Origin of the sequence: Gracilibacillus alcaliphilus, from assembly GCF_016909015.1 — a bacterium.
Classification (GTDB): Bacteria; Bacillota; Bacilli; order Bacillales; family Amphibacillaceae; genus Gracilibacillus; species Gracilibacillus alcaliphilus.
Genome location: NZ_JAFBFA010000015.1, coordinates 1 through 20,435, shown reverse-complemented (window position 1 = coordinate 20,435; position 20,435 = coordinate 1). Strand labels below are relative to the sequence as shown.

Here is a 20,435-nt window from a genome sequence, read left to right as displayed (position 1 = left end):
TATTTTAGTTCAGCATCATATTGTTGCATGATATTTTTTGTAATAGGACTATTATTGCAGCAATTTCTATCCCCATTATCAATAATAGCAGGTATAGATTACCTGTGTATACAACTGCAATAATGGCTGGGATAGTTATCATACTTATGATGGCAGTGATAATGGTTGCTTTACTCTGCTTGACTACTTCCATATCATTATTCCATGTATAAGAGGGAAAGTGTAAATTGATAAAGAAGCCGACGATACTAATAAGAAGCAAGCTGAAAAATAACAAGGCAACTATTGTGATCAAGTCAAGCATACGCACCTGAAAAATAGCAGCATACACGACAGCTGTTAAAACGATGCCTGGTAAAAATAAAAGAATATTAACTGCCATTTTAGATGCTGCTATTTTGATAAGACTGACAGGTGCCGTTAACATGATCCAAATCCTTCTGCCTTCAAATGAGAGACTGCAGGAAGTAGTGGTGGTAAGCATGACACATGTGAACATAATGAAAGTAAACAGATGTTGTGCCGTTATCGTAAATCCCGCTACATCATAGGAGAAAGAATGAAGATTCGGAATGACACCAACCAAAATACATATATTTAAGGCAATCATTGCTACAGGGGTTAGAATCGTATTACTGACATAAGTAAGGGAAGAAAAGTAGAGCTTAAATTCCTTCAGCAATAAGGCGGTGACAGGTATGTGGGTATGCCATATAGCATTTGTCCTCCGTTTCTTTGACTGTACCGCGTTTTGGCTGCTGACTAAATGATGAAAAGCTGTTAATAGCAATATCACTAAAGATGTTGTAACAGCAGTAATACCAATTAACAAAATGATATGCTGCATAAAAGAAAAACTATTTATTTCGTTAAGCGGATATCTTAAAATAGATGCTTGTATGAACCATTCTTTATAATCGACAGAAGCTGAACTGCGGATTAAATAGATAAGTGGTGCCACAAAAAGTCCTAAAGTAATAATCGATTCCGTTACATGATTCCGCCATTTAATAATAGACAGTACATGGCGTACAACCCATGCAAGTAAGAAAGTGACATTGGTTGAGAGTAACGGAATGATCAAACTCAACACTAAAACGAACAGGATTGCCAAGAAAAAATGATCGATATAAGCAATCGTTACGAGATATCCAAACATCAGGACGATAAAGGTTAAGCCGATATGGATCAGGTATTTACTAAATAAGGGAAGCAGTTTAGCTTGCCAAGTTTTGAGCGGCAGGCTGAAAATAAAATCCCTATCTTTACTTTTTATCAGATCATCAGGTCCGCTCAGTATATCCCATATACCAAAAGCCCAAAACAGTATAGAGGAAATTAATACAAAAAATGCCTGAATATTATTATCGATGTTTAAGTCGATGGAAATAAATAAAACATATCCTAAGAACATGAGAAATGCTACAATGTAACCAGAAATAGTGTAAAAGGCATGTCTTCGCACGTCTTTGTTGGAGCTGTTCAAATTAGCAAGCTGCAGTTGATTTTGCAAGCGAAACAAAAATAATAAGGTAAGCTTAGTCATCAGAGGTCACATCCCTAAATATTTCATCCAGTGACGCCTTTTGGAGAATATGCTCCATCGTATCATTGACCACTACCTCTCCCTTATGGAAGATGACTAATTTATTACAAACCTTTTCGGCTACTTCCAGAACATGTGTAGAATATAAAATAATCACACCTTCACTTGCTCTGCTTTTCATTTCATCGATCAGAAAGCGGGTAGCATTTGGATCTAAACCGACGAATGGTTCATCCAGAATAATTAGTTTAGGATTATGCATCAGTAAAGAGATAAGCACCAGCCTTTGTTTCATCCCATGTGAGTAGCTGGAAATCAGTTCATGAACTGCTGTTTCGAATGTTAATTCTTTTAGTAAGTAGGCCAAATTTTTGTTCCGTTCACCTTCATCGATTTCATAAAGGGAGGCAATTAACTCAAGATAGGCCTTGCCAGTCATATTAGGATATAACGCTGGTGTGTCAGGAGAGTAGCCAATCATAGACTTAAAATGTGCAGGATTGGCTTGTAAGTTTGTACCGAATAAGGTTACTTCTCCTTTGTCAAAGGGGTGTATGCCTACAATAGATTTAATCGTTGTCGTTTTCCCTGCACCGTTTGCACCAATAAATGCACAGATGTCTCCTTGATGCAGCTCTAATGATAAGTTGCTGATTCCCTTATTAGAACCTTTATAAATTTTACTTATATTTTTAATCGATAACATGTTTTATTCCTCCTAGACCTGATTAATAAAGGCTTTGGCTCCATAAACATTGATCAGAATATAAACGATCGGCGCAATCATAAACAAAAAGTTGATATCGTGTGTTTGAAGAAGCAGGCTTTCTGCCAATGTAAGTACACCGCTTGGTAAGAACAAGGAAAGTGTGCTATTTATATTTCCTGCTAATAGAAAAATAATCGATAATAATATTGTTGCGACACCGATAAACATCGAACTTTTGATAAGCGTACTAAATAATACAGCGGTACTTACGACGAAAAGAATCCATACACTGTAACATACAAGAAACAAGAAGAAATCAACGATCGGATAATAGCCAAACAGATAGACGGTGTAAAAGTAGGAAATAAATGAACCTATGGCGATACATACCATACTGATCAACCAGTTCCCAAAAAGCTTGGAGCTAATATATTCTAGGCTGGATACAGGTCTTGTGAAAATAAAGCCTTGAACACCGCTGTTCTTTTCATTGGCGATCATCCCCATAAAACTTATAATAAGTACGATTAACCCGATTTGGTTAAATTGGCCTGAAAAAGTAGCCAGTAAAACTTCATTGGCTTGAGGTTCAGGGGCATTGGGATCAATCATAATTCCCTCGACACCGCCGAAACTTTTGATAATGACTTCCATGTATTTATCAATTAATGGCTGTGTTACGCCAAGAAGGGTAAAGAATAACGTTAACCAGATAAATTTAATATTCCTTACAGCCTCTAATAGTTCAACTTTTAATAGGATCGATATATTTCTCATACTTCTGACACCAACTCTAAAAATATTTTTTCTACATCTTTTTTCTCATAGGCTAAAGAATGGATCTGGATATGGTGTTTATCCAATTCTTTCATCAGATTAGCGAAAACGATCGGTTCCTTACTAGTGACAGAGAATTGTCCCGGCTTTATTTCTTGCAATACATAAGATTCATTTAGCTTCACGGGCGAAACAGCAGTTTCCTCTGCATTAACTTGGAAATATACTTGTTTCTTATTGATCGTTTCATCTTGATTGGTTATGTTGCCGACGATTTCACCGTTTTTTATAATAATGTATCGATCACAGAACTCGCTTGCATCGTCGAGGATATGGGTGGAGATTAAAATAGTTGTATAGGTTTTTAACTTTTGAATTAAGTTCTTGATTTCACTTCTGCCAATTGGATCAAGAGCAGAAACTGGTTCATCCAGGATAAGGAGCTTGGGGCGATGTAAAATAGCTTGTGCTATTCCCAGCCTTTGCTTCATCCCGCCAGATAATTCTTCCACTTTATATTTGTTTTTGTCTTTTAGCCCTACGTCAGTCAGGACGTCAGTGATATGTTCGTCAAGGTATGCTTTACTTAAACCAGATAAGCTGCCAAAAAACCGCAGCGATTCTTCACAAGTCATCCATTGTTTAAAATCTGTGTTCTGTGACAAGTAACCAATATCGTTCTTAAAGTTCAAAATGTCTTTGCCATGGAAGGTAATTTCGCCATCTTCGTAATGAATGATTCCAGTAATACATTTAATTAAAGTAGTTTTACCAGCGCCGTTCGGCCCTAATAAGCCAATACATTCACCTTCTGAAATATCAAAGGTAATATCTTTTAAGATCTGTCTGCCTCTAAACGATTTGTTCACCTTATGAATGGCGATCATTTTTTAACATCCTCCTTCCAATAATGAGATAAATTATCGGCCCGACCGTGTTGAGTAACAAGATGACGATCAGCCAAATAATCGGGTGATTAATCATATCTCTGCGCCGATATAAATCAATGAGTGCAACAACTAAAAGCAACAAGTGCAAAATCAAAATGGGAAGGACTAATGGTAAAATAGCACTCCAATCCACATCATATAAGACACTAATATCTGTGTTCATAAAGACAACCTCCTTATAATTATCATTATTGATAACGATAATTATAGTGTACATTTTAGCAAAAATCAATTATTATTATAAAAAAGAGGTGAAATATATGGAGCTTGGATTATTTAAAAATCAAACCCGTTTTAAAATAGCATTAGAATTGATTGATAAAGAAGACGGATTATCGATCATGCAATTAAATCAATTGTTAGAAGATATACCCCAGGCAACATTATACAGACATGTAAATGCTATGTTTGAAGACGGGCTGTTAAACATTGTGCGGAAAAAGAAAACACGCTCAGGAGAAGAGAATTTTTATGCCATAAAAACAAAGGCGTATAAAATAGGCGAGGAAGAATGGAATCGGGCAAGTTATGATGAAAAGGTGAATTTCATTACTTATTATTTTATGTACGTACTAAATGCGTATCAAAACTATCATCAAACGATCGATGATAAAAAAGACCAGTCCACGTTTTCCATCTCCAAGTTACATTTAGGAGAAGCCGAATTTGAGAACTTTCAAGCAGATCTTAATCATTTGTTAACCAAATATTACAATCAATCACAAAATAAGAGTGACAAAGAGAGAACCGTTTCATTGGTGATTATTCCGTAATGGACTTAACTGTTTAAGTTGTTTTTACCTTTAAAGGAGTGGGTAAAATTAAACGGTGAGAAGAAATAGTCAAAGTATAGTTGTTTTATCTGCTGTAAATGGGGTATACTATCTATAGAAAGTCATATAATAAAAAGACCGTCCCATGCGCTAACATGGAACGGCCACAATAGACTGAACCCCAACAAGAGGGGCTAGGTAGCGAGAAGAAATAATCCCTCACAGGCCTGCTAAACCGTACGAGGGATTATTTTTTTCGGTTTTTATCCGCCATGATAAAAGCTACTAACATCCCAAAGGATACCATTAGCATTAACACGTTGTCTAAATCCATAGGCAAACACCTCCTCCCTAGGAAGTCTCCTACCAAAGACCGCCAACAGGACGACAAGTGCTACCATAACCCCTCATGCGAAGCCAATCTATTGTTCCATCTATTATAACACAACAAAATGTTGATTGGTTATATAATGGACATGATTAATTGTTGTATATATGATGAAACTCCTCTTGAAGATGAAAATGATCTTTTATAAGTTTTAATATTTGAAAAAAGAGCTTGGTTAGCGAAGAATATAGACGGAATAACACTGGCCTGAGTCCGATATAAGGACTCAGGCTTTTTGACGAGCAATAAAAGAACTTGATTCACAATCTATAAAACCTTCATTTTCTCGATGCAAAAATGTATTACTCTACAAAAAAGTGATAATTTAAATTGTGCTGAGGCTTGTTTTAATAGGCATGTTAAATATTTTGCAAACACATGACAAAAAATGTGCATTGCAGGAAAAATGTAAGCGCTATATATTTTGTTGTACAGCAAGTTAACACCTGACAATGAATGTCTAAATAATGAAAGGAGAGAGATAGCAAATTATTATACAATGTATTACAGTGTAAGACGCAATAGGGGGTAAAAAATCTCCATATATTCAAAAGGAGGAGTTTAGTTTGAAGCAAACATCTATTAGCAGGTATCTTATTTTATGTGTAATTGCTGTTGTTGTTATTCTGGCAGGCTGCAATAATAACGAAACGTCAAACAATGAAAGCAGTGGTTCTGATGATGACCGGATGGAATTGAGAGTGTTCGTTCCGACGTTTAGTACAGAGCCGCCAACAGATAGCAGTCCGGTTTTACAAGCTATTGAGGATTATACCAATAAAAATATATCAATGGAATGGGCGCCGAACAGTAATTTAGATGATAGATTTAACATTACGTTATCATCAGGCGACTTACCACATGTGATGTATGTACCGAGCAAGTCACCGAGTTTTATTAGTGCTGTAGAAGATGGCGCCTTTTGGGAGCTGAGTCCATACTTAGATGATTATCCAAATTTGAGTCAGGCAAATGATATTATTCTGAATAACAGCTCTATAAATGGCGAGATTTATGGTATTTACCGATCGCGTGATTTAGGAAGAAATGGAGTGATTATTCGTAAAGATTGGTTAGAAAACTTAGGGCTGGAAGAGCCGGAAACAATTGATGAATTCTATGATATGTTAAAGGCTTTTACCGAAGATGATCCAGATGGTAATGGGGAAGATGATACGTATGGCATGGTAGTATCGCAATTTGAAGGTCCGTGGGATACGATGCAGACATGGTTTGGTGTACCGAATAAATGGGGAGAAGATGAAGATGGAAATCTGTACCCATTCTTTTTAGATGATAACTATATGGAAGCGCTGGACTTTTTCAAACAGTTATATGATGAAGGGTTAGTCAATGATGACTTTGCTGTCATGGATCCTGCACAATGGTCTGATGAAGTAATTGCTGGGAAAGCTGGAGTGCAAGTTAATGTGCTTGATGAAGGGCATCGTATTCAGGAAACGATGCTTGAGGGTGATCCAGATAATGATGATCCTATTACAGTAATCAATGCAGTGGAAGGACCGAATGGATTATTCAACTTGCCAACTTCAGGATATTCCGGAATGTTAGCCATATCCAGAACAGCTGTACAAACAGAGGAAGAACTTGCGGAAGTATTGGATTTCCTTGATAAATTGAACGACGAGGAAGTGCAAATTCTAGCAGAAAACGGTATTGAAGGGCGTCATTATGAGATGGTAGATGGTGAATATCAATCTTTAGCAGATGAAGATCAGAATTTACAATCTGAATATGATGGCTTAAATCAAATGTTGATGTATCTTCCAGAACCTTTGTCATTGACCCCGGAGGCGACAGAACTTAGGCAATTGGAAACAGATCTCATGTTAGAAAATGAAGAGATTGTTGTACCTAATCCGGCGGAAGCGTTAATTTCAGAAATATATTCTAGGCAAGGTCAACAGCTAGATACTATTGTCTTAGATGCAAGAATTCAATATATTGCAGGTCAAATTGATGAATCAGGCCTTGATGAGGCAGTAGATTTATGGCTTCAATCAGGCGGACAGGACTATATTGACGAAATTAATCAGCTGTATCAAGAAGCAGACTTAGAATAATAGTATCCAGGCAGGAAGCGGCTGATAAGAGAGTATAGCTGCTTTCTGCCGTCAGCTAAAGAGAAGAGAGGCGATTAAATGGAGGAAGCAGACATAAAGTATAACCAAGCTACCCCTGATAAGAAACAGAGCGTGTTTTCCAGAATTGCCAAGGAAAAATGGCTCTATTTGATGCTCTTGCCAGGTTTAATTTACTTTATTGTATTTAAGTATTTTCCAATGTGGGGTGTCCTGATTGCATTTCAAGACTATTCCCCTTTTCTAGGATTTTTGGGGAGTAACTGGGTTGGCTTTGATCATTTTCAATATTTCTTCTCCAATCCAGATTTTCTTAGACTATTACGCAACACCTTTATCTTAGCTTTGTACGATTTGGTGTTCTTTTTTCCAGCGCCGATCATCTTATCATTACTATTAAATGAGATAAGGATTACGCTGTATAAAAGAACTGTCCAGACATTGGTCTATGTACCGCACTTTATGTCATGGGTAATTATAGCAAGTATCAGCTATGTCTTCCTAACGACTAGCGGTGGTGCAGTCAATGAATTGCTGCAGACACTAATCGGTCGAGAAATTAATTTCTTAGCTAGTCCGGAATGGTTTCGGCCTATGATCATGGGGCAGATTATTTGGAAGGAAACCGGCTGGGGGACTGTTATTTTCTTAGCAGCGCTTGCCAGTGTAGACCAAGAACAGTATGAGGCTGCGATTGTCGATGGCGCAGGCCGTTTCAGAAGACTGTGGCATGTGACGTTGCCAGCTATTAGAAGTACAATTGTTATTTTGCTTATCTTGCGTTTAGGAAATTTCCTGGATACGGGCTTTCAACAGATTTACTTAATGTCAAATGCGATGAACAGAAGTGTCGCTGATGTATTTGACACGTATGTCTATTTTGTCGGGATTACAGAAGGTGCTTTCAGTTATAGTACGGCGGTCGGGCTGTTTAAATCTGTCGTCGGTATCGTGCTGATCGTAGGTGCTGATAGATTAGCCAAAAAGCTGGGGCAAGGCGGCTTATTCTAAGCATTTACAATCTAAACAGGTGTAGAGGAGGATTTATATATGCATAAAATGCACAACACTACCGCAGGCAGGGTATTCGATGTCTTTAACTTTATTTTCCTAGGATTAGTAGGACTTGTTACAGTGGTGCCATTTCTTTATATTGTGGCTGGGTCCTTTGCTACGGAGTCAGAGTTAGCGACCAGGCCGTTTTTCATCATACCTGAGACTATTACCACGGATGCGTACAGGTATATATTCTCAACGGATTCTGTTTTACGCAGTTTGGGCGTATCTGTGTTTGTTACAGTAGTAGGAACCTTCATTAGTATGATACTGACGTTAACGATGGCCTACCCATTATCACGAAAAACAATGGTGGGGCGGAATTTTATTTTAAATCTGGTTCTCTTTTCCATGTTATTTAGCGGCGGGATGATTCCTACTTATCTATTAGTGAAGAGTCTCGGTTTGCTGGATTCGTTATGGTCATTGATTTTACCGCTTGCGATTAACCCATTTAACCTGATTATCGTCAAAACTTTTTTCCAAGAGCTTCCCCGTGAGTTAGAGGATGCTTCTAAAATAGACGGATGTTCTGAATTTCAGACCTTTTGGAAGGTGATGCTGCCCTTATCCAAACCGGTAATTGCTACGTTTACCTTGTTTTATGCGGTCTTTTACTGGAATGACTTTTTCCAGGCGCTGTTGTATTTAACAGATACAACGAAGTGGCCGATTCAGTTATTGCTGCAACAGCTGGTAATGGTGGCGAATGTCGGGCTGGGCGACATGCAGGAAGCTATGTTGTATGAACCGCCTGAGGAATCTACCAAACTGGCTGTGATTGTGGTTGCAACTGTTCCTATTTTAATTTTCTATCCATTCTTACAGAAGCATTTTGCAAAAGGGGTAATGCTAGGTTCAGTCAAAGGTTAGTATCTCTGTTTATCTCGATGCAACCGTCCACAAGTCTTATAATTCAAGTCTTTTGTGGAATTGCAAAGAAGCCTAGGGGATAACCGACGTGGGCTCCTTGATAAGTCTCGCTTTATGGTACTGATCTCTGACTGTGTAGCAGTACGCTGGATATCACCCCTGCTTGAAACTCACCGGACTATCATATATCTGAAATTTTTTTTAAATAAATTGGTAGTTTTAGTCTACAATAAGGTTTGTACTGTATATTAACTTAAGGTGGGTGAAGGGATTTGGGGAAAATATGGAGTCTGATCAGAAATAGAGAGTTTAGATGGAAGAGTACCTACTTTCGGAGAAACTTTGTCTTAATTTTAATCATTGCCTCCATTCCAGGAATTATTACTGGAATCGGGCTGTATTGTTTTGGTATCCATAATATTGAGAAGGAACTAAAAACAATTCATGAGAATCAAATTACCGAAAGGGCAAATAATGTCCATGAACAGCTGGAATATCTGGAAATATCATTGGCTCATTGGGCCTTTGATCCGATGTATAATTATTCCTTGTTAGAAGTAGATTTTAAGAAAGAATTCCAGACTACACGCGATATCAGCAAAAGTCTGTTAATCTTGGAGGGCAGTAATCCGATTGTCGATAAGGTGGAATTCTATTTGGATCTAGAAGAGCCGATCCTATTTAATCCACATTATAATGAGGTTGCCAGTATCAAAGAGCTGCAATTTTATCAGGGATTATTAGAACATGAGAACTCTATTAATTGGGAGTACTATAATATTCCGACACCTAACGGTCAGTCAAACGAATACTTGACACTGACACATCATATCCCAGGCATTAGCAAGCCAATCTTTGGTGAGATCATTATTAAGATTAACCAAGAAAAGTTTAGTCAATTGTTTGAAACGTTAACACCTTATGATGAAGGCGCTACCATTTTGCTTGACGAGAAACAGGAGATATTGCTTACAACAAATGGGGCGGATGAATTGCCGTTTACGAAAGAGATCCTGGCAGAGACACTAGATCAAGAGACGCAGCAGGATTCTTTCTCAGTTGAATTAGATGAGATGACTTATTTAGTATCCTATGGATTTATGGAGCGGGTCAGCGGGGATTGGATGTATATTTCTGCCTCGCCGATATCTTCGATTACGTCACCAATTGTGTTTATCTCTAAACTAATTTTAGTAATCAGTTTTTCCGGGATGTTATTGGCGATTATTATGTCATGGTTTGCCTCGATTCGAATCTATCATCCGGTTAAGAAATTAATTCATGGTTTGAATCATGAAGAGCAGTCACTGTCGCGAGATAAGGATGAATTTGAATTGATCAGAAATAATTTATTTAATGTGATGAGTGAAAGCAGACGGTTGGAAAAAAGATTAGCAGAACAAATGCCGCAATTGAAAGAAAGCTTATTAGTACAAATCAGCAAGGGGTACTATGACCAATTCCCTGAAGAAAAGCTGCGCCAGCGTATGCAGAATTATGGCTGGGAATTAGAACATCAACAAATTATCTTATTAGATATTCAATTAACCGGTTTATATTCTTCGGAGCAGGTTTTTGAAGAAAGTGATTATAGCTTATTAACGTTTACACTAGTGAACATTGTGGAAGAGTTTGCCACTCATTATTTTAAACAGTTTACGGTTATGAACTACCACAATTTATCGATGGGGATGCTGGTTGTCTATCCAGAGACAGAAAACGGTCAAAGTCAAGTCCATGCGTTTGCAGAAAAGACCTCGGAAATGATTAACAAACTGATTAAAATGCATGTAACGACTACGATCAGTACACCTGTTCAAGAAGTGAAAAAGATTGCTCATTTGTTTGAAGAGGTAAAGATCGGCAAGAAATACCGCAAATTTGAGAACAAGAATCAAGTGATAAATTTGGAGAAATGGACAAAAGATAAGGACGGCTTTACGATTTTTTATCCGTTTGATACTGAAAAGGAAATCATTCAATCGATTAGAAGGGGACAGGTGGAGGAAAGCAAACAGCTGATTTACCATTTTATCAATGAATTGAAGGGAAATGGTATTCAAGAAATCAATATTCAGCCAGGTGTGATCCAGCTCTTTAGTGTGATTCATCATGAGATTCTGCAGTCCGGCATTCATCCCAGCGAACTATTTAAGGGCAGAAATATGTTTGATGAGTTAACAGAGATTAGGGAGCTGGACTGGATGGTTCATTGGATTGTGAAAGAAGTCATTGAACCTTATGTAAAGATATTAAGAAGTCGGATAGATATGGAAATGAAGCAAACTGTCGAACAAGTGGTGCAGTATTTAGAAGAAAATTATATGAATGATATTTCTTTGGAGAGCTGCGCTGAAATCGTTGGCGTAAATGCCTATTCCTTAAGTAAATCGTTCAAGAAGGTATTGCATATTAATTTTATTGATTACTTAACCAATCTGCGTATTAATAAAGCAAAAGAATTATTATTGAATACCGAAAGGAAGATTAGTGATATAGCCGAAAGTGTCGGTTACCGTCACAGTTATTTTAATCGGATTTTTAAGAAACATGTTGGCCTGCCCCCAAGTCAATATCGCAAAATGAAATCATAAACAGTGAGAAAGGATGTGACAAGATGCAAACAGACCTGCACAGGCAATTTATCAATCCGCCAGACGAATTTTCTCCGATTCCTTTTTGGTTTTGGAATGATGCACTGTCAGAAGCAGAGATTGACAGGCAGATAGAAGATTTTTATCAGAAGGGTGTAAAGGGATTTGTGTTACATCCGAGAATAGGGCTGCCTGAGGAACTATCCTACTTATCGGCTGATTTCTTATCGTTTGTCGAAACAGCGGTAAAAAAGGCGCAGGCCCTGGACATGTCAGTTATTTTATATGATGAGGGGATGTACCCATCAGGGGCTGCCAATGGCTTGGTTGTAAAAGATAACCCCGAGTATGCCAGCCGCGGTTTAGCAATGAAGGAGTTTCCTATTCCAGAACAGGGGACTGTCACGATTGAATTAAAAGAAGGCGAAGAACTTGTCTCTGTCCAAGCGGTTAAAAAACTGGCCAAAGATCGAATCGAGATCGAGAAGACGGTGATCTTAGAGGTACAGTACAATGAGGTCTATTTCCAGCCCGAAGAAAAAGGTGACTGGTCGGTTGTTGTGTTTCTATCTACTTTTTCACAGGGGCATATCAGGGGGATTCACTTTGGTGAAGATGATGGCGAGCCTCAAGCTCCTCGTTCGGCCGATTTACTCAATCCTGCTGCGGTAAAGAAGTTTATCGAACGGACTCATGATACATATTATCAAGCACTAAAGCCATACTTTGGCGATCCGATTACGGCTATGTTTACGGATGAACCAGATATATTAGGCAGGGGAGCTCTTCCAGGATTGAAACCGTGGACAACAGGCTTCTTAGCTATCTATCAACAGGAAGGAAATCTGGAATCACATTTACCGGTACTATGGTTCGAGGCAGGTGAACAAACGAATGCTATTAGAAAATCATTTCAGCAAGCCGTTAATCATCAGCTCAATCGATCCTATTATATCCCAATTAGCAGGTGGTGTGAGCAGCATGGCATTGCATTGACCGGTCACCCGGCGGCCAGTGATGATATCGGTTTATTGGATGCCTTTCAAATACCGGGTCAGGATGTGGTCTGGAGATGGGTAGCACCAGAAGCGGACAAAGGGATAGAAGGAGAACATTCCACAGCCGGGAAGTGTTCTTCTGACGCAGCCAGACATCGAGGCAGACGCAGAAATTTAAATGAGGTGTTAGGTGCCTGTGGTAAAGAGAGCGGCTGGGCATTGAGTGCAGACGATATGAAATGGTATATCGACTGGCTTGCTGTAAGAGGAATAAACCTGTTTTGTCCACATGCCTTTTATTATTCGATCCGGGGAGAGAAGCGCAGCCATGAACGGCCGCCTGATGTCGGACCACACAATCTCTGGTGGCCTTATTATAATCAGTTTTCGCAATATATGAAAAGGTTGAGCTGGTTAATGACCGATGCCGTTAATGATACTGGGATAGCTGTTCTGTGTGAGGAAAACTATCTGCCATGGCGAATAGTGAAGCCACTGTATCAGCATCAAATTGAATTCAATTATTTAGAGGAATCCCTTTTCGTTAATCAAAGTGACATTCGGGAAGGTGCTGTATATATCCAGCAACAGAAGTATCAACTAATTATCGTTGAAAATAATCTCAGCTTGAATAAGGCAACGGTTCGAAAGTTAGCCTCATTTGTACAAAATGGCGGGAAGGTGATTGCTTTACAGCAAGAAACGGAAACGGTGCTGGATTCGATCGCTGTTATGATCAGCCAAACCGATGAGATCCTGCAGAAGATTCCCGCTGTCTGTCAGAACCAAGTAAGCATACTGCCCGCCGAACCGGATATTCGCCTCAGCAAAGTGAAAAAGGATGGCTCCTGTTTTTATCTGCTGGTCAATGAAGGAGAGGAAACCTATCAAGGGAAGATCCGGCTGCAGGAGAAAGGCAGGGTGGAGAAGTGGGATGCTTGGAAAGGGACATATGCAGAACAAGCGCTAGAAGAGAATCGGTATATGCCGATCACATTGCCTAGAAGATCCTCGATTATTTATTATGTTGATCCAACAAAGGCGGAAATATGGGAGAGACAAGAGACGAAGCAGAGCTCTGAGTCCCTTGCCATACAACCCGAATGGATAGTAAGTCATCCCTCGTTTTCTCAATCGATCAGCGACTTAACTTCTTGGACTGAATGGGAGGGGATGGCCTATTTTTCAGGAGTTTTACGATATGAGAATTCTTTTAAAATACCTGACCTTTCACCTGATTGTGAGGTGATCCTTGATCTCGGAGTGGTTCATCAAATCGCCAGTGTCTGTATCAATCAGCAGGAGATAGGGGTGCAAATGTGGGCGCCGTATCAATGGGTGATTCCTAGTGATTATTTGAGGGTGGGAGAAAATAGCGTATCGATTGACGTTCGCAACAGTATCGCTAATCAAATGGATAAGATAGCACTGCCTGCTGGATTATTAGGTCCTGTGTCTGTGACGTTAGTACAGACGTGAGAGAAGTGAAAGGAGGAATGTCTATGTTTGAGAATGGTTGGTTCGGTAAATTTTATCGCTTTGGTGATGTCGTGTTTATGCTGCTGTATATCAATCTGTTATGGGTCTGCTTTACACTGATTGGCTTGGTCCTTTTTGGGATTGGCCCAAGTACGGTGGCGATGTTTAAGATATTTCGGGAATATTGGATGAATGAGGATAGGGATGTAGAAGTATTTAAAACATTTAAACAGACATATAAACAGGAGTTTATCCGGGCAAATATGTTAACGTTCATCTTGCTTCTGATCCCTTATATGATCTATGTAAATAGCAACTTCTTAGCAATAGATAATGAAACATGGGCAGCTGTACTGCATTATATGCAGATCTTGGCGATGATTGTATACAGTATTATGCTGATTTATATTTTTCCGATGTATGTACATTATCATAATCATTTGTTTAATTATTTTAGGAATGCCATTCTGGTAGCCTTTTACCACCCGCTGCGAACGATCTATGCATTGGCTGCCTGTCTGACGCTGCATTATCTATTTTTTTCCTTGCCGGTGTTTCTATTTTTCTTTGGCGCAAGTTTAACCGGTTTTATCGTGACGTGGATTGTTTATCGAACCTTTCTGCGGATTGAATATAAACAAGATCAACTACAGGAGAGTCATAGCCAGATTATAGGATAGGGAGGTGAGAAGAATGCCAAATCATAGATGCCATGTCTATTTAGCAGGTGATTCGACGATGCAAACTTATTCACTGCAAGATGGCAGACAAGCGGGATGGGGACAATTTATCGCAGAATATTTCCATCCATCTGTCACTTTTTACAATTATGCTATAGGGGGCAGGAGTACAAAAACATTTATTGAGGAAGGGCGATTAGCAAATATCTTATCCGAAATCGAAGCAGGGGATTACCTTTTTGTTCAAATGGGCCATAATGATTCGACAAAAGAGCGACCAGCACGATATACAGAACCATATCAAGATTATAAACAATATCTCAGACAATATGTAGAGGGAGTCAGAAGTAAAGGAGCCGTTCCGATTCTGATTACTCCGGTAGCCAGGCTTCATTATGTACGAGGTGAATTTCTAGCTGATTTTGGTGATTATTGTAATGCGATGAAGGAAATAGCTGCAGAAATGCAGGTAGATGTGATGGATTTGATGCAGGCGAGTATCCGCTATTTTACGACGATAGGTTATCAAGCAGTGATGCCTTTCTTTATGGTTTCGCAAAATGGTGATGATCATACACATTTTACAGATGTCGGCGCTAGTCAGATTGCGAGAATTGTCAGTGAAGAAGTAAAGAAATTATCTATTCCGTTATCACAATATGTGAAAATATCAGAAAAAGGGGTGACATGATGACTGATTATAGTCAAAGTCAAGCTGTACTATTAGGCGAGATTGATATTAGTGCGGCTGGAAAGAACTGCAAAATGTATATCGGGGATCTAACAGGATCAGGACGGATGGATTTGCTTTTAGTGCAGCCTGATGGCAATATTGACGATCGTTATGTACCACATCAAGTAGAAGCCATGACAGCTTATTCACTGGATGGGGATATACTTTGGCAAGTAGGTCAGCCTAGTGAGAATCCGGGCGGGCCTGGGTCAGATTATCCGGTTCAAATATATGATATTGATGGTGATGGCTATAACGAAGTCCTCTGTGTGATGAATAAGCAATTTCTGATCTTGGACGGTAAAACGGGCCAGCTAAAAGAACGCTATGACCTGCCGGCTGATGAAGCCCATGATTGTATTATTATTGCTAATTTAACTGGTAAAGATGTTCCGCAAGATATTATCCTCAAGGATCGGTATGCTCAATTGTGGGCGCTGGACAGACAGTTTCATTTGTTATGGACACATAAAGGGAATGTGGGACATTATCCTTGGGTATTTGATTTGGATGGGGATCATTATGATGAAGTGATGGCAGGTTATGATTTACTTCAGGCCAATGGACAAACGCTATGGTCATGCCAGCCGCTGGATGATCATGCCGATTGTATATGGGTAGGAAAAGTGGAAGAAGACAGTGATCACTATCAAATTGTCATCGGCGGCAGTGTGACTGTAATGTATGATCATCAAGGACAGGAATTATGGCGATATGAAGGTTCAATTGAATCTCAGCACATTAGTTTGGGGAAATTCCGCAGTGATTATGCCGGTTTGCAGATAGCTGGACTGGATCGGATTATTCGCGGCGATGGTGGAGGAAATGGTAAGGATGGTTTGTTTTTGCTGGATGCACAAGGACAGGAAATCTGGAAGGAAGATCGTCAGTCATATGGCTGGCTCACCATTATTGAAACGATCAGAAATTGGGATGCCCATGAGCTGGACTATATCCTTGCTTATCGTCGCGGCGGTGGTATAAATCCTACTCTGTACGACGGTTATATGCAGCCTGTGGTGACTTTTCCAGTCGATGGTTATGTCGTCTATGGTGATCTAGTTGGGAATGGCTCTGATAGTGTCATTATCTATAATGATCATCAGGCTTATATATATGCAAGCCAAGCTTTTTCATTAAAACCAGTTAAGCAGCAACCATTGCAACAGCCGAAACGATTATATGCCGTGACATTGTATCCCGGCGGAGAATATAGGAAGGAGTGAGTGATTATTCAAACAAATATTCCATTATCCTGGCTGGAAACAGACAATCATTTATCTACAGGTGTGACATGGGGGATTCCATGGGAAAAAGGGCAGTTAAAAAGGCTGGAATCATATATGCTGAAAGTAGGCAATGCGGATACATCGGATACATCGAGTCTGCCGGTGCAAACATGGCCGACTGCCTTTTGGCCGGACGGCAGTGTGAAGTGGACAGCACATGCTGCCTCTATCCCTGGAGGTCTATTGAAGCAACCAGTGTCATTAACAGATGCAGCAGCGCTTCAACAATCAGAAGTGCTTACAGTAGAGGAAACAGATGAGCGCATCATAATTGATACCAACACATTAATATGTAAGGTGAACAAAAAAGGCAGCTTTTTGATCGAAGAGATGTCCATAAATAATACAACTTCTTGCCAAAAGGGCAGACTGATCGGTATTCGTGAATCCCACCATCGAACAGAGGGGATTGATACATATCGTCAGGAAACCTTTTATAGTGAAATATATGATGTAACGGTGGAACAAGCCGGTCCCATAAGAGCTGTGATCAAGGTGACTGGCAGACACCGGCTGAGCAGTAACAAGCGGGAGTGGCTGCCGTTTCAGGTACGATTGTACTTTTATGCCCAACAGCCTGAAGTGAAAATTGTTCATTCTTTTTTATATGATGGTAATCCACATCAAGATTTTATTAAAGGGATTGGTCTGGAATTCGCAGTGCCGATGCAAGGAGCCTTATATAATCGATATGTGCGTTTGGCAGGAGAGGAAGGCTTTTTTAGTGAGTCGCCTAAAGGGCTGCTGACACTAAGAACACAAGGCAAGTATGAGGAGATGTATAAAAAACAAAGGAGCGGCCGTCCCATTCAGTTCGAGGAAGGCGACCAACCTTTTATCGATTTGCTGGATGATGCCGCGACATGGAACCATTATAAATTAGTCCAGCATTCTGTTGATTCCTATTCGATTGCCAAACAGACACAAGCAGGCTGTGCCTGGGTGCATGCTGTGAATGGCAGTAGATCAGGCGGACTTGTCTATGTTGGCTCAGAAATTGGCGGCATAACAGTGGGATTACGCAATTTTTGGAAAAAATATCCTGCCTCATTTGAAATAAGCGATTTAGCTGCAGAGCAAGCTGTTGTAAGGACATGGTTTTGGTCACCAGAGGTTCAAGCGATGGATATGCGCCATTATGATACAGAAACACATGTTAGTTCGTCTTATGAAGGTGCCGAAGAATTAAGAAGTACGCCTTATGGGGTTGGTAATACAAGCGAGTTATATATCAATTGCTTTGCTGTAACACCTGACATCCCTACCTTAAAAAAACTAGTAGGTAAGAAAGAGTCGCCGCCATTACTCGTTGGTGATCCTGCTTACTATCATCAGACCAAAGCACTGGGGATTTGGAGCTTAAGAAATACGGATACACCGATCAAAGCAAGGCTGGAACAGACATTAGATGAGGTACTTGGTTTTTATTTAAAGGAAATCGAACAGCGCAAATGGTATGGTTTTTGGGATTATGGGGATGTGATGCATAGTTATGATCCAGTCCGTCATGTCTGGCGCTATGATTTAGGCGGCTGTGCCTGGCAAAATACAGAGCTGGCACCAAATTACTGGCTCTGGTATATGTTTTTGCGCACAGGAAGAACGGATATTTTTCGCATGGCCGAGGCTATGACACGCCATACGAGTGAAGTCGATGTCTATCATAAGGGGGCTTATAAAGGACTGGGATCGAGACACAATGTCAGTCATTGGGGCTGCGGCTGTAAGGAAGCACGGATTGGAGCGGCAGGACTGCACCGTTTTTATTATTATCTCACTGCGGATGAACGTATCGGCGACATGATGGATGAAGTAGTGGATGCTGATTATACGACAGTATATATCGATCCGATGCGAGCCTATTTTCCAGAGGATCAATACAGTACCCATACACGGAGCGGGCCTGACTGGGCAGCTTTTTGTTCCAACTGGCTGACAAAATGGGAAAGATATCAGGATCATACGTATAGAGATAAGCTGTTTACCGGTATCAAATGTTTGGAAAAGATGCCCTTTCGGCTGTTAACAGGCCCAGTGTTCGGTTATGAGCCAAGGACAGGCGAGTTATTCTATATGGGGGCCGAGAATAAAGGGCATCACCTTATCTTTAGCATGGGAGGCGCTCAGGTATGGATGGAAATGGCGGAACTACTCGAAGATAGCCGATGGCAGGAGATGCTGGTGGAATTCGGGGCGTTCTATAATCTTTCCCCTGAAGAAAAAAGTCGTTTAACCAATGGCGAAATCAAAGGAGTGGACTGGAATATCCCGATGCTTTCCGCTTCACTGGTCGCCTATGCTGCGGCCAAAAAGCAAGATGGGAATTTGGCCGCGCTGGCCTGGAAACTGTTATTAGAGGAGCAAAGCCATTGGCATATTAAGTCGCCTTTACTTGTAGAAGAAGTAACTGATTATCTCCATCCGATTCAAGAAATAAAGGGTATTTCGACCAATACAGCAGCTCAATGGTCGCTTAATGTGATGATTTGTCTGGAGCTAATCGATGATGCTTTAGATGATTCTTATGAGGAGATGCTGACAGCAGGCAAGGAGGAGACGGGCGGATGAATTGGCAGGAACAATATGATCATCAACTAATCTATCATAATCCATTGCAGGACCAAGCAGATATCAACGATTTTCGCATAGAAGGAGAGGCTGCGCTTAGTTTTCCGTTACAGCGATTACGGATGGAAAACAAAAAAGATCCCCTGCAAGGCCAAAAATCAAATTTTGTTTTATGGTGTCCAGAAGATTTTCCTGAGAATATTGCCGTGACATGGGATTTTTGGCCAATCAGGGAGCCAGGTCTCTGTATCCTGTTTTTTGCCGCAAAAGGTGGAGCAGGTGAAGATTTATTTTCCTCTTCTTTAACCAAACGGACTGGGATTTATGATCAATATCATCACGGTGATATCAACGCCTATCATGTGTCATATTATAGGAGAAAATGGGAGGACGAAAGGCAATTTCACACTAGTAATCTGAGAAAAAGCTACGGCTTTCATCTAGTTGCCCAAGGCGCCGACCCTTTACCTAATGTGGAAGACGCCAAAGGCCCGTATCAATTAGAATTGGTAAAATATCAAGGCGATATCACATTTTATATGAATCAATTGCCCATTTTCCATTTTCATGATGACGGCAGAGAGTACGGACCATATCTGAAAGATGGAAAAATCGGCTTTCGACAAATGGCCCCATTAATTGCGGAATATGCCAATTTAAAAGTATTTCAGCTTCGTGAAAAATAAGGATAGCAGGCACCTCTTCTGTTATATTTTCTTGATAGCGGGAGAGGTGTTTTTGCGTACAGACCCCTCTATCATTAGACAAGCTGAAAAATGACGGACAAAAAAGCGTGCCACCCGGGTAAATTGTCCGTCATCCGGGTGATATTGTATTAGTAAAGTAGACACTCCTCGAAACTGTCCGTTATAATAGAAAAATTAATCAACAGGAGGAGCATATGAAAACTTACAGTTATG

At 40.0% G+C, this 20,435-nt stretch carries 16 protein-coding genes; 11 read left to right on the top strand and 5 right to left on the bottom strand.

Translation table 11 applies throughout. The features are described 5' to 3' along the window. Positions 1–4: 4 nt before the first annotated feature. From JOD18_RS12280 to JOD18_RS12260, 5 genes are read right to left on the bottom strand one after another with little or no spacing between them, the layout of a single operon-like run. Positions 5–1,546 carry a hypothetical protein gene (locus JOD18_RS12280; RefSeq protein ID WP_204669329.1) on the bottom strand — a complete coding sequence of 514 codons (1,542 nt, stop codon included), beginning with the start codon at positions 1,544–1,546 and terminating at the stop codon, positions 5–7. Beyond that, positions 1,539–2,252, bottom strand: a complete 714-nt coding sequence (locus JOD18_RS12275) for an ABC transporter ATP-binding protein (protein WP_204669328.1) — start codon at positions 2,250–2,252, stop codon at positions 1,539–1,541. The genes JOD18_RS12280 and JOD18_RS12275 overlap by 8 nt, the downstream gene beginning before the upstream one ends. 12 nt (positions 2,253–2,264) lie before the next feature. Continuing rightward, positions 2,265–3,032: an ABC transporter permease gene (locus JOD18_RS12270; RefSeq protein WP_204669327.1), complete on the bottom strand. Its 768-nt coding sequence runs from the start codon at positions 3,030–3,032 to the stop codon at positions 2,265–2,267. Then, complete coding sequence (locus JOD18_RS12265) at positions 3,029–3,919, bottom strand: ABC transporter ATP-binding protein (protein ID WP_204669326.1); 891 nt, start codon at positions 3,917–3,919, stop codon at positions 3,029–3,031. Before JOD18_RS12265 ends, JOD18_RS12270 begins: the two co-directional genes overlap by 4 nt. Then, positions 3,903–4,145 (bottom strand): PLDc N-terminal domain-containing protein, encoded by a 243-nt coding sequence (locus JOD18_RS12260; RefSeq protein WP_204669325.1) that lies wholly within the window; start codon positions 4,143–4,145, stop codon positions 3,903–3,905. Before JOD18_RS12260 ends, JOD18_RS12265 begins: the two co-directional genes overlap by 17 nt. Positions 4,146–4,242: 97 nt before the next feature. On the opposite strand from JOD18_RS12260, the gene JOD18_RS12255 reads away from it, so the two are divergent. The 11 genes from JOD18_RS12255 (at position 4,243) to JOD18_RS12205 (ending at position 20,201) form a co-directional block, all read left to right on the top strand. Continuing rightward, positions 4,243–4,755 carry a helix-turn-helix domain-containing protein gene (locus tag JOD18_RS12255; protein ID WP_204669324.1) on the top strand — a complete coding sequence of 171 codons (513 nt, stop codon included), beginning with the start codon at positions 4,243–4,245 and terminating at the stop codon, positions 4,753–4,755. 954 nt (positions 4,756–5,709) lie between these two features. Further along, positions 5,710–7,227, top strand: a complete 1,518-nt coding sequence (locus JOD18_RS12250) for an extracellular solute-binding protein (RefSeq protein ID WP_204669323.1) — start codon at positions 5,710–5,712, stop codon at positions 7,225–7,227. A 78-nt stretch (positions 7,228–7,305) separates the two neighbouring features. Next, positions 7,306–8,256, top strand: coding sequence for an ABC transporter permease (locus tag JOD18_RS12245; RefSeq protein ID WP_204669322.1), 951 nt, complete (start codon positions 7,306–7,308; stop codon positions 8,254–8,256). A gap of 39 nt (positions 8,257–8,295) precedes the next feature. Further along, positions 8,296–9,174, top strand: coding sequence for a carbohydrate ABC transporter permease (locus JOD18_RS12240; RefSeq protein WP_204669321.1), 879 nt, complete (start codon positions 8,296–8,298; stop codon positions 9,172–9,174). Between the two features lie 272 nt (positions 9,175–9,446). Continuing rightward, entirely contained in the window at positions 9,447–11,768 is a 2,322-nt protein-coding gene (locus JOD18_RS12235) for an AraC family transcriptional regulator (protein ID WP_204669320.1), read from the top strand. Between the two features lie 23 nt (positions 11,769–11,791). Next, positions 11,792–14,245 (top strand): glycosylhydrolase-like jelly roll fold domain-containing protein, encoded by a 2,454-nt coding sequence (locus JOD18_RS12230; RefSeq protein ID WP_204669319.1) that lies wholly within the window; start codon positions 11,792–11,794, stop codon positions 14,243–14,245. Positions 14,246–14,268: 23 nt separating this feature from the next. Beyond that, complete coding sequence (locus JOD18_RS12225) at positions 14,269–14,925, top strand: YesL family protein (RefSeq protein WP_204669318.1); 657 nt, start codon at positions 14,269–14,271, stop codon at positions 14,923–14,925. A gap of 13 nt (positions 14,926–14,938) precedes the next feature. Beyond that, a complete protein-coding gene (locus JOD18_RS12220) occupies positions 14,939–15,616 on the top strand; it encodes a rhamnogalacturonan acetylesterase (protein WP_204669317.1) in 678 nt (225 codons plus the stop codon). Further along, positions 15,616–16,884, top strand: coding sequence for a hypothetical protein (locus JOD18_RS12215; RefSeq protein ID WP_204669316.1), 1,269 nt, complete (start codon positions 15,616–15,618; stop codon positions 16,882–16,884). Before JOD18_RS12220 ends, JOD18_RS12215 begins: the two co-directional genes overlap by 1 nt. Beyond that, positions 16,885–19,515, top strand: coding sequence for an exo-rhamnogalacturonan lyase family protein (locus JOD18_RS12210; RefSeq protein ID WP_338029536.1), 2,631 nt, complete (start codon positions 16,885–16,887; stop codon positions 19,513–19,515). Then, complete coding sequence (locus JOD18_RS12205; RefSeq protein WP_204669315.1) at positions 19,512–20,201, top strand: DUF1961 family protein; 690 nt, start codon at positions 19,512–19,514, stop codon at positions 20,199–20,201. The genes JOD18_RS12210 and JOD18_RS12205 overlap by 4 nt, the downstream gene beginning before the upstream one ends. Positions 20,202–20,435: the final 234 nt, after the last annotated feature.

What these genes read in the sequence shown, in the direction of transcription:
- JOD18_RS12280 (WP_204669329.1), bottom strand. Translation starts at nt 1,546, where the DNA reads ATGACTAAGCTTACCTTATTATTTTTGTTTCGCTTGCAAAATCAACTG.
- JOD18_RS12275 (WP_204669328.1), bottom strand. Translation starts at nt 2,252, where the DNA reads ATGTTATCGATTAAAAATATAAGTAAAATTTATAAAGGTTCTAATAAG.
- JOD18_RS12270 (WP_204669327.1), bottom strand. Translation starts at nt 3,032, where the DNA reads ATGAGAAATATATCGATCCTATTAAAAGTTGAACTATTAGAGGCTGTA.
- JOD18_RS12265 (WP_204669326.1), bottom strand. Translation starts at nt 3,919, where the DNA reads ATGATCGCCATTCATAAGGTGAACAAATCGTTTAGAGGCAGACAGATC.
- JOD18_RS12260 (WP_204669325.1), bottom strand. Translation starts at nt 4,145, where the DNA reads ATGAACACAGATATTAGTGTCTTATATGATGTGGATTGGAGTGCTATT.
- JOD18_RS12255 (WP_204669324.1), top strand. Translation starts at nt 4,243, where the DNA reads ATGGAGCTTGGATTATTTAAAAATCAAACCCGTTTTAAAATAGCATTA.
- JOD18_RS12245 (WP_204669322.1), top strand. Translation starts at nt 7,306, where the DNA reads ATGGAGGAAGCAGACATAAAGTATAACCAAGCTACCCCTGATAAGAAA.
- JOD18_RS12240 (WP_204669321.1), top strand. Translation starts at nt 8,296, where the DNA reads ATGCATAAAATGCACAACACTACCGCAGGCAGGGTATTCGATGTCTTT.
- JOD18_RS12230 (WP_204669319.1), top strand. Translation starts at nt 11,792, where the DNA reads ATGCAAACAGACCTGCACAGGCAATTTATCAATCCGCCAGACGAATTT.
- JOD18_RS12225 (WP_204669318.1), top strand. Translation starts at nt 14,269, where the DNA reads ATGTTTGAGAATGGTTGGTTCGGTAAATTTTATCGCTTTGGTGATGTC.
- JOD18_RS12220 (WP_204669317.1), top strand. Translation starts at nt 14,939, where the DNA reads ATGCCAAATCATAGATGCCATGTCTATTTAGCAGGTGATTCGACGATG.
- JOD18_RS12215 (WP_204669316.1), top strand. Translation starts at nt 15,616, where the DNA reads ATGACTGATTATAGTCAAAGTCAAGCTGTACTATTAGGCGAGATTGAT.
- JOD18_RS12205 (WP_204669315.1), top strand. Translation starts at nt 19,512, where the DNA reads ATGAATTGGCAGGAACAATATGATCATCAACTAATCTATCATAATCCA.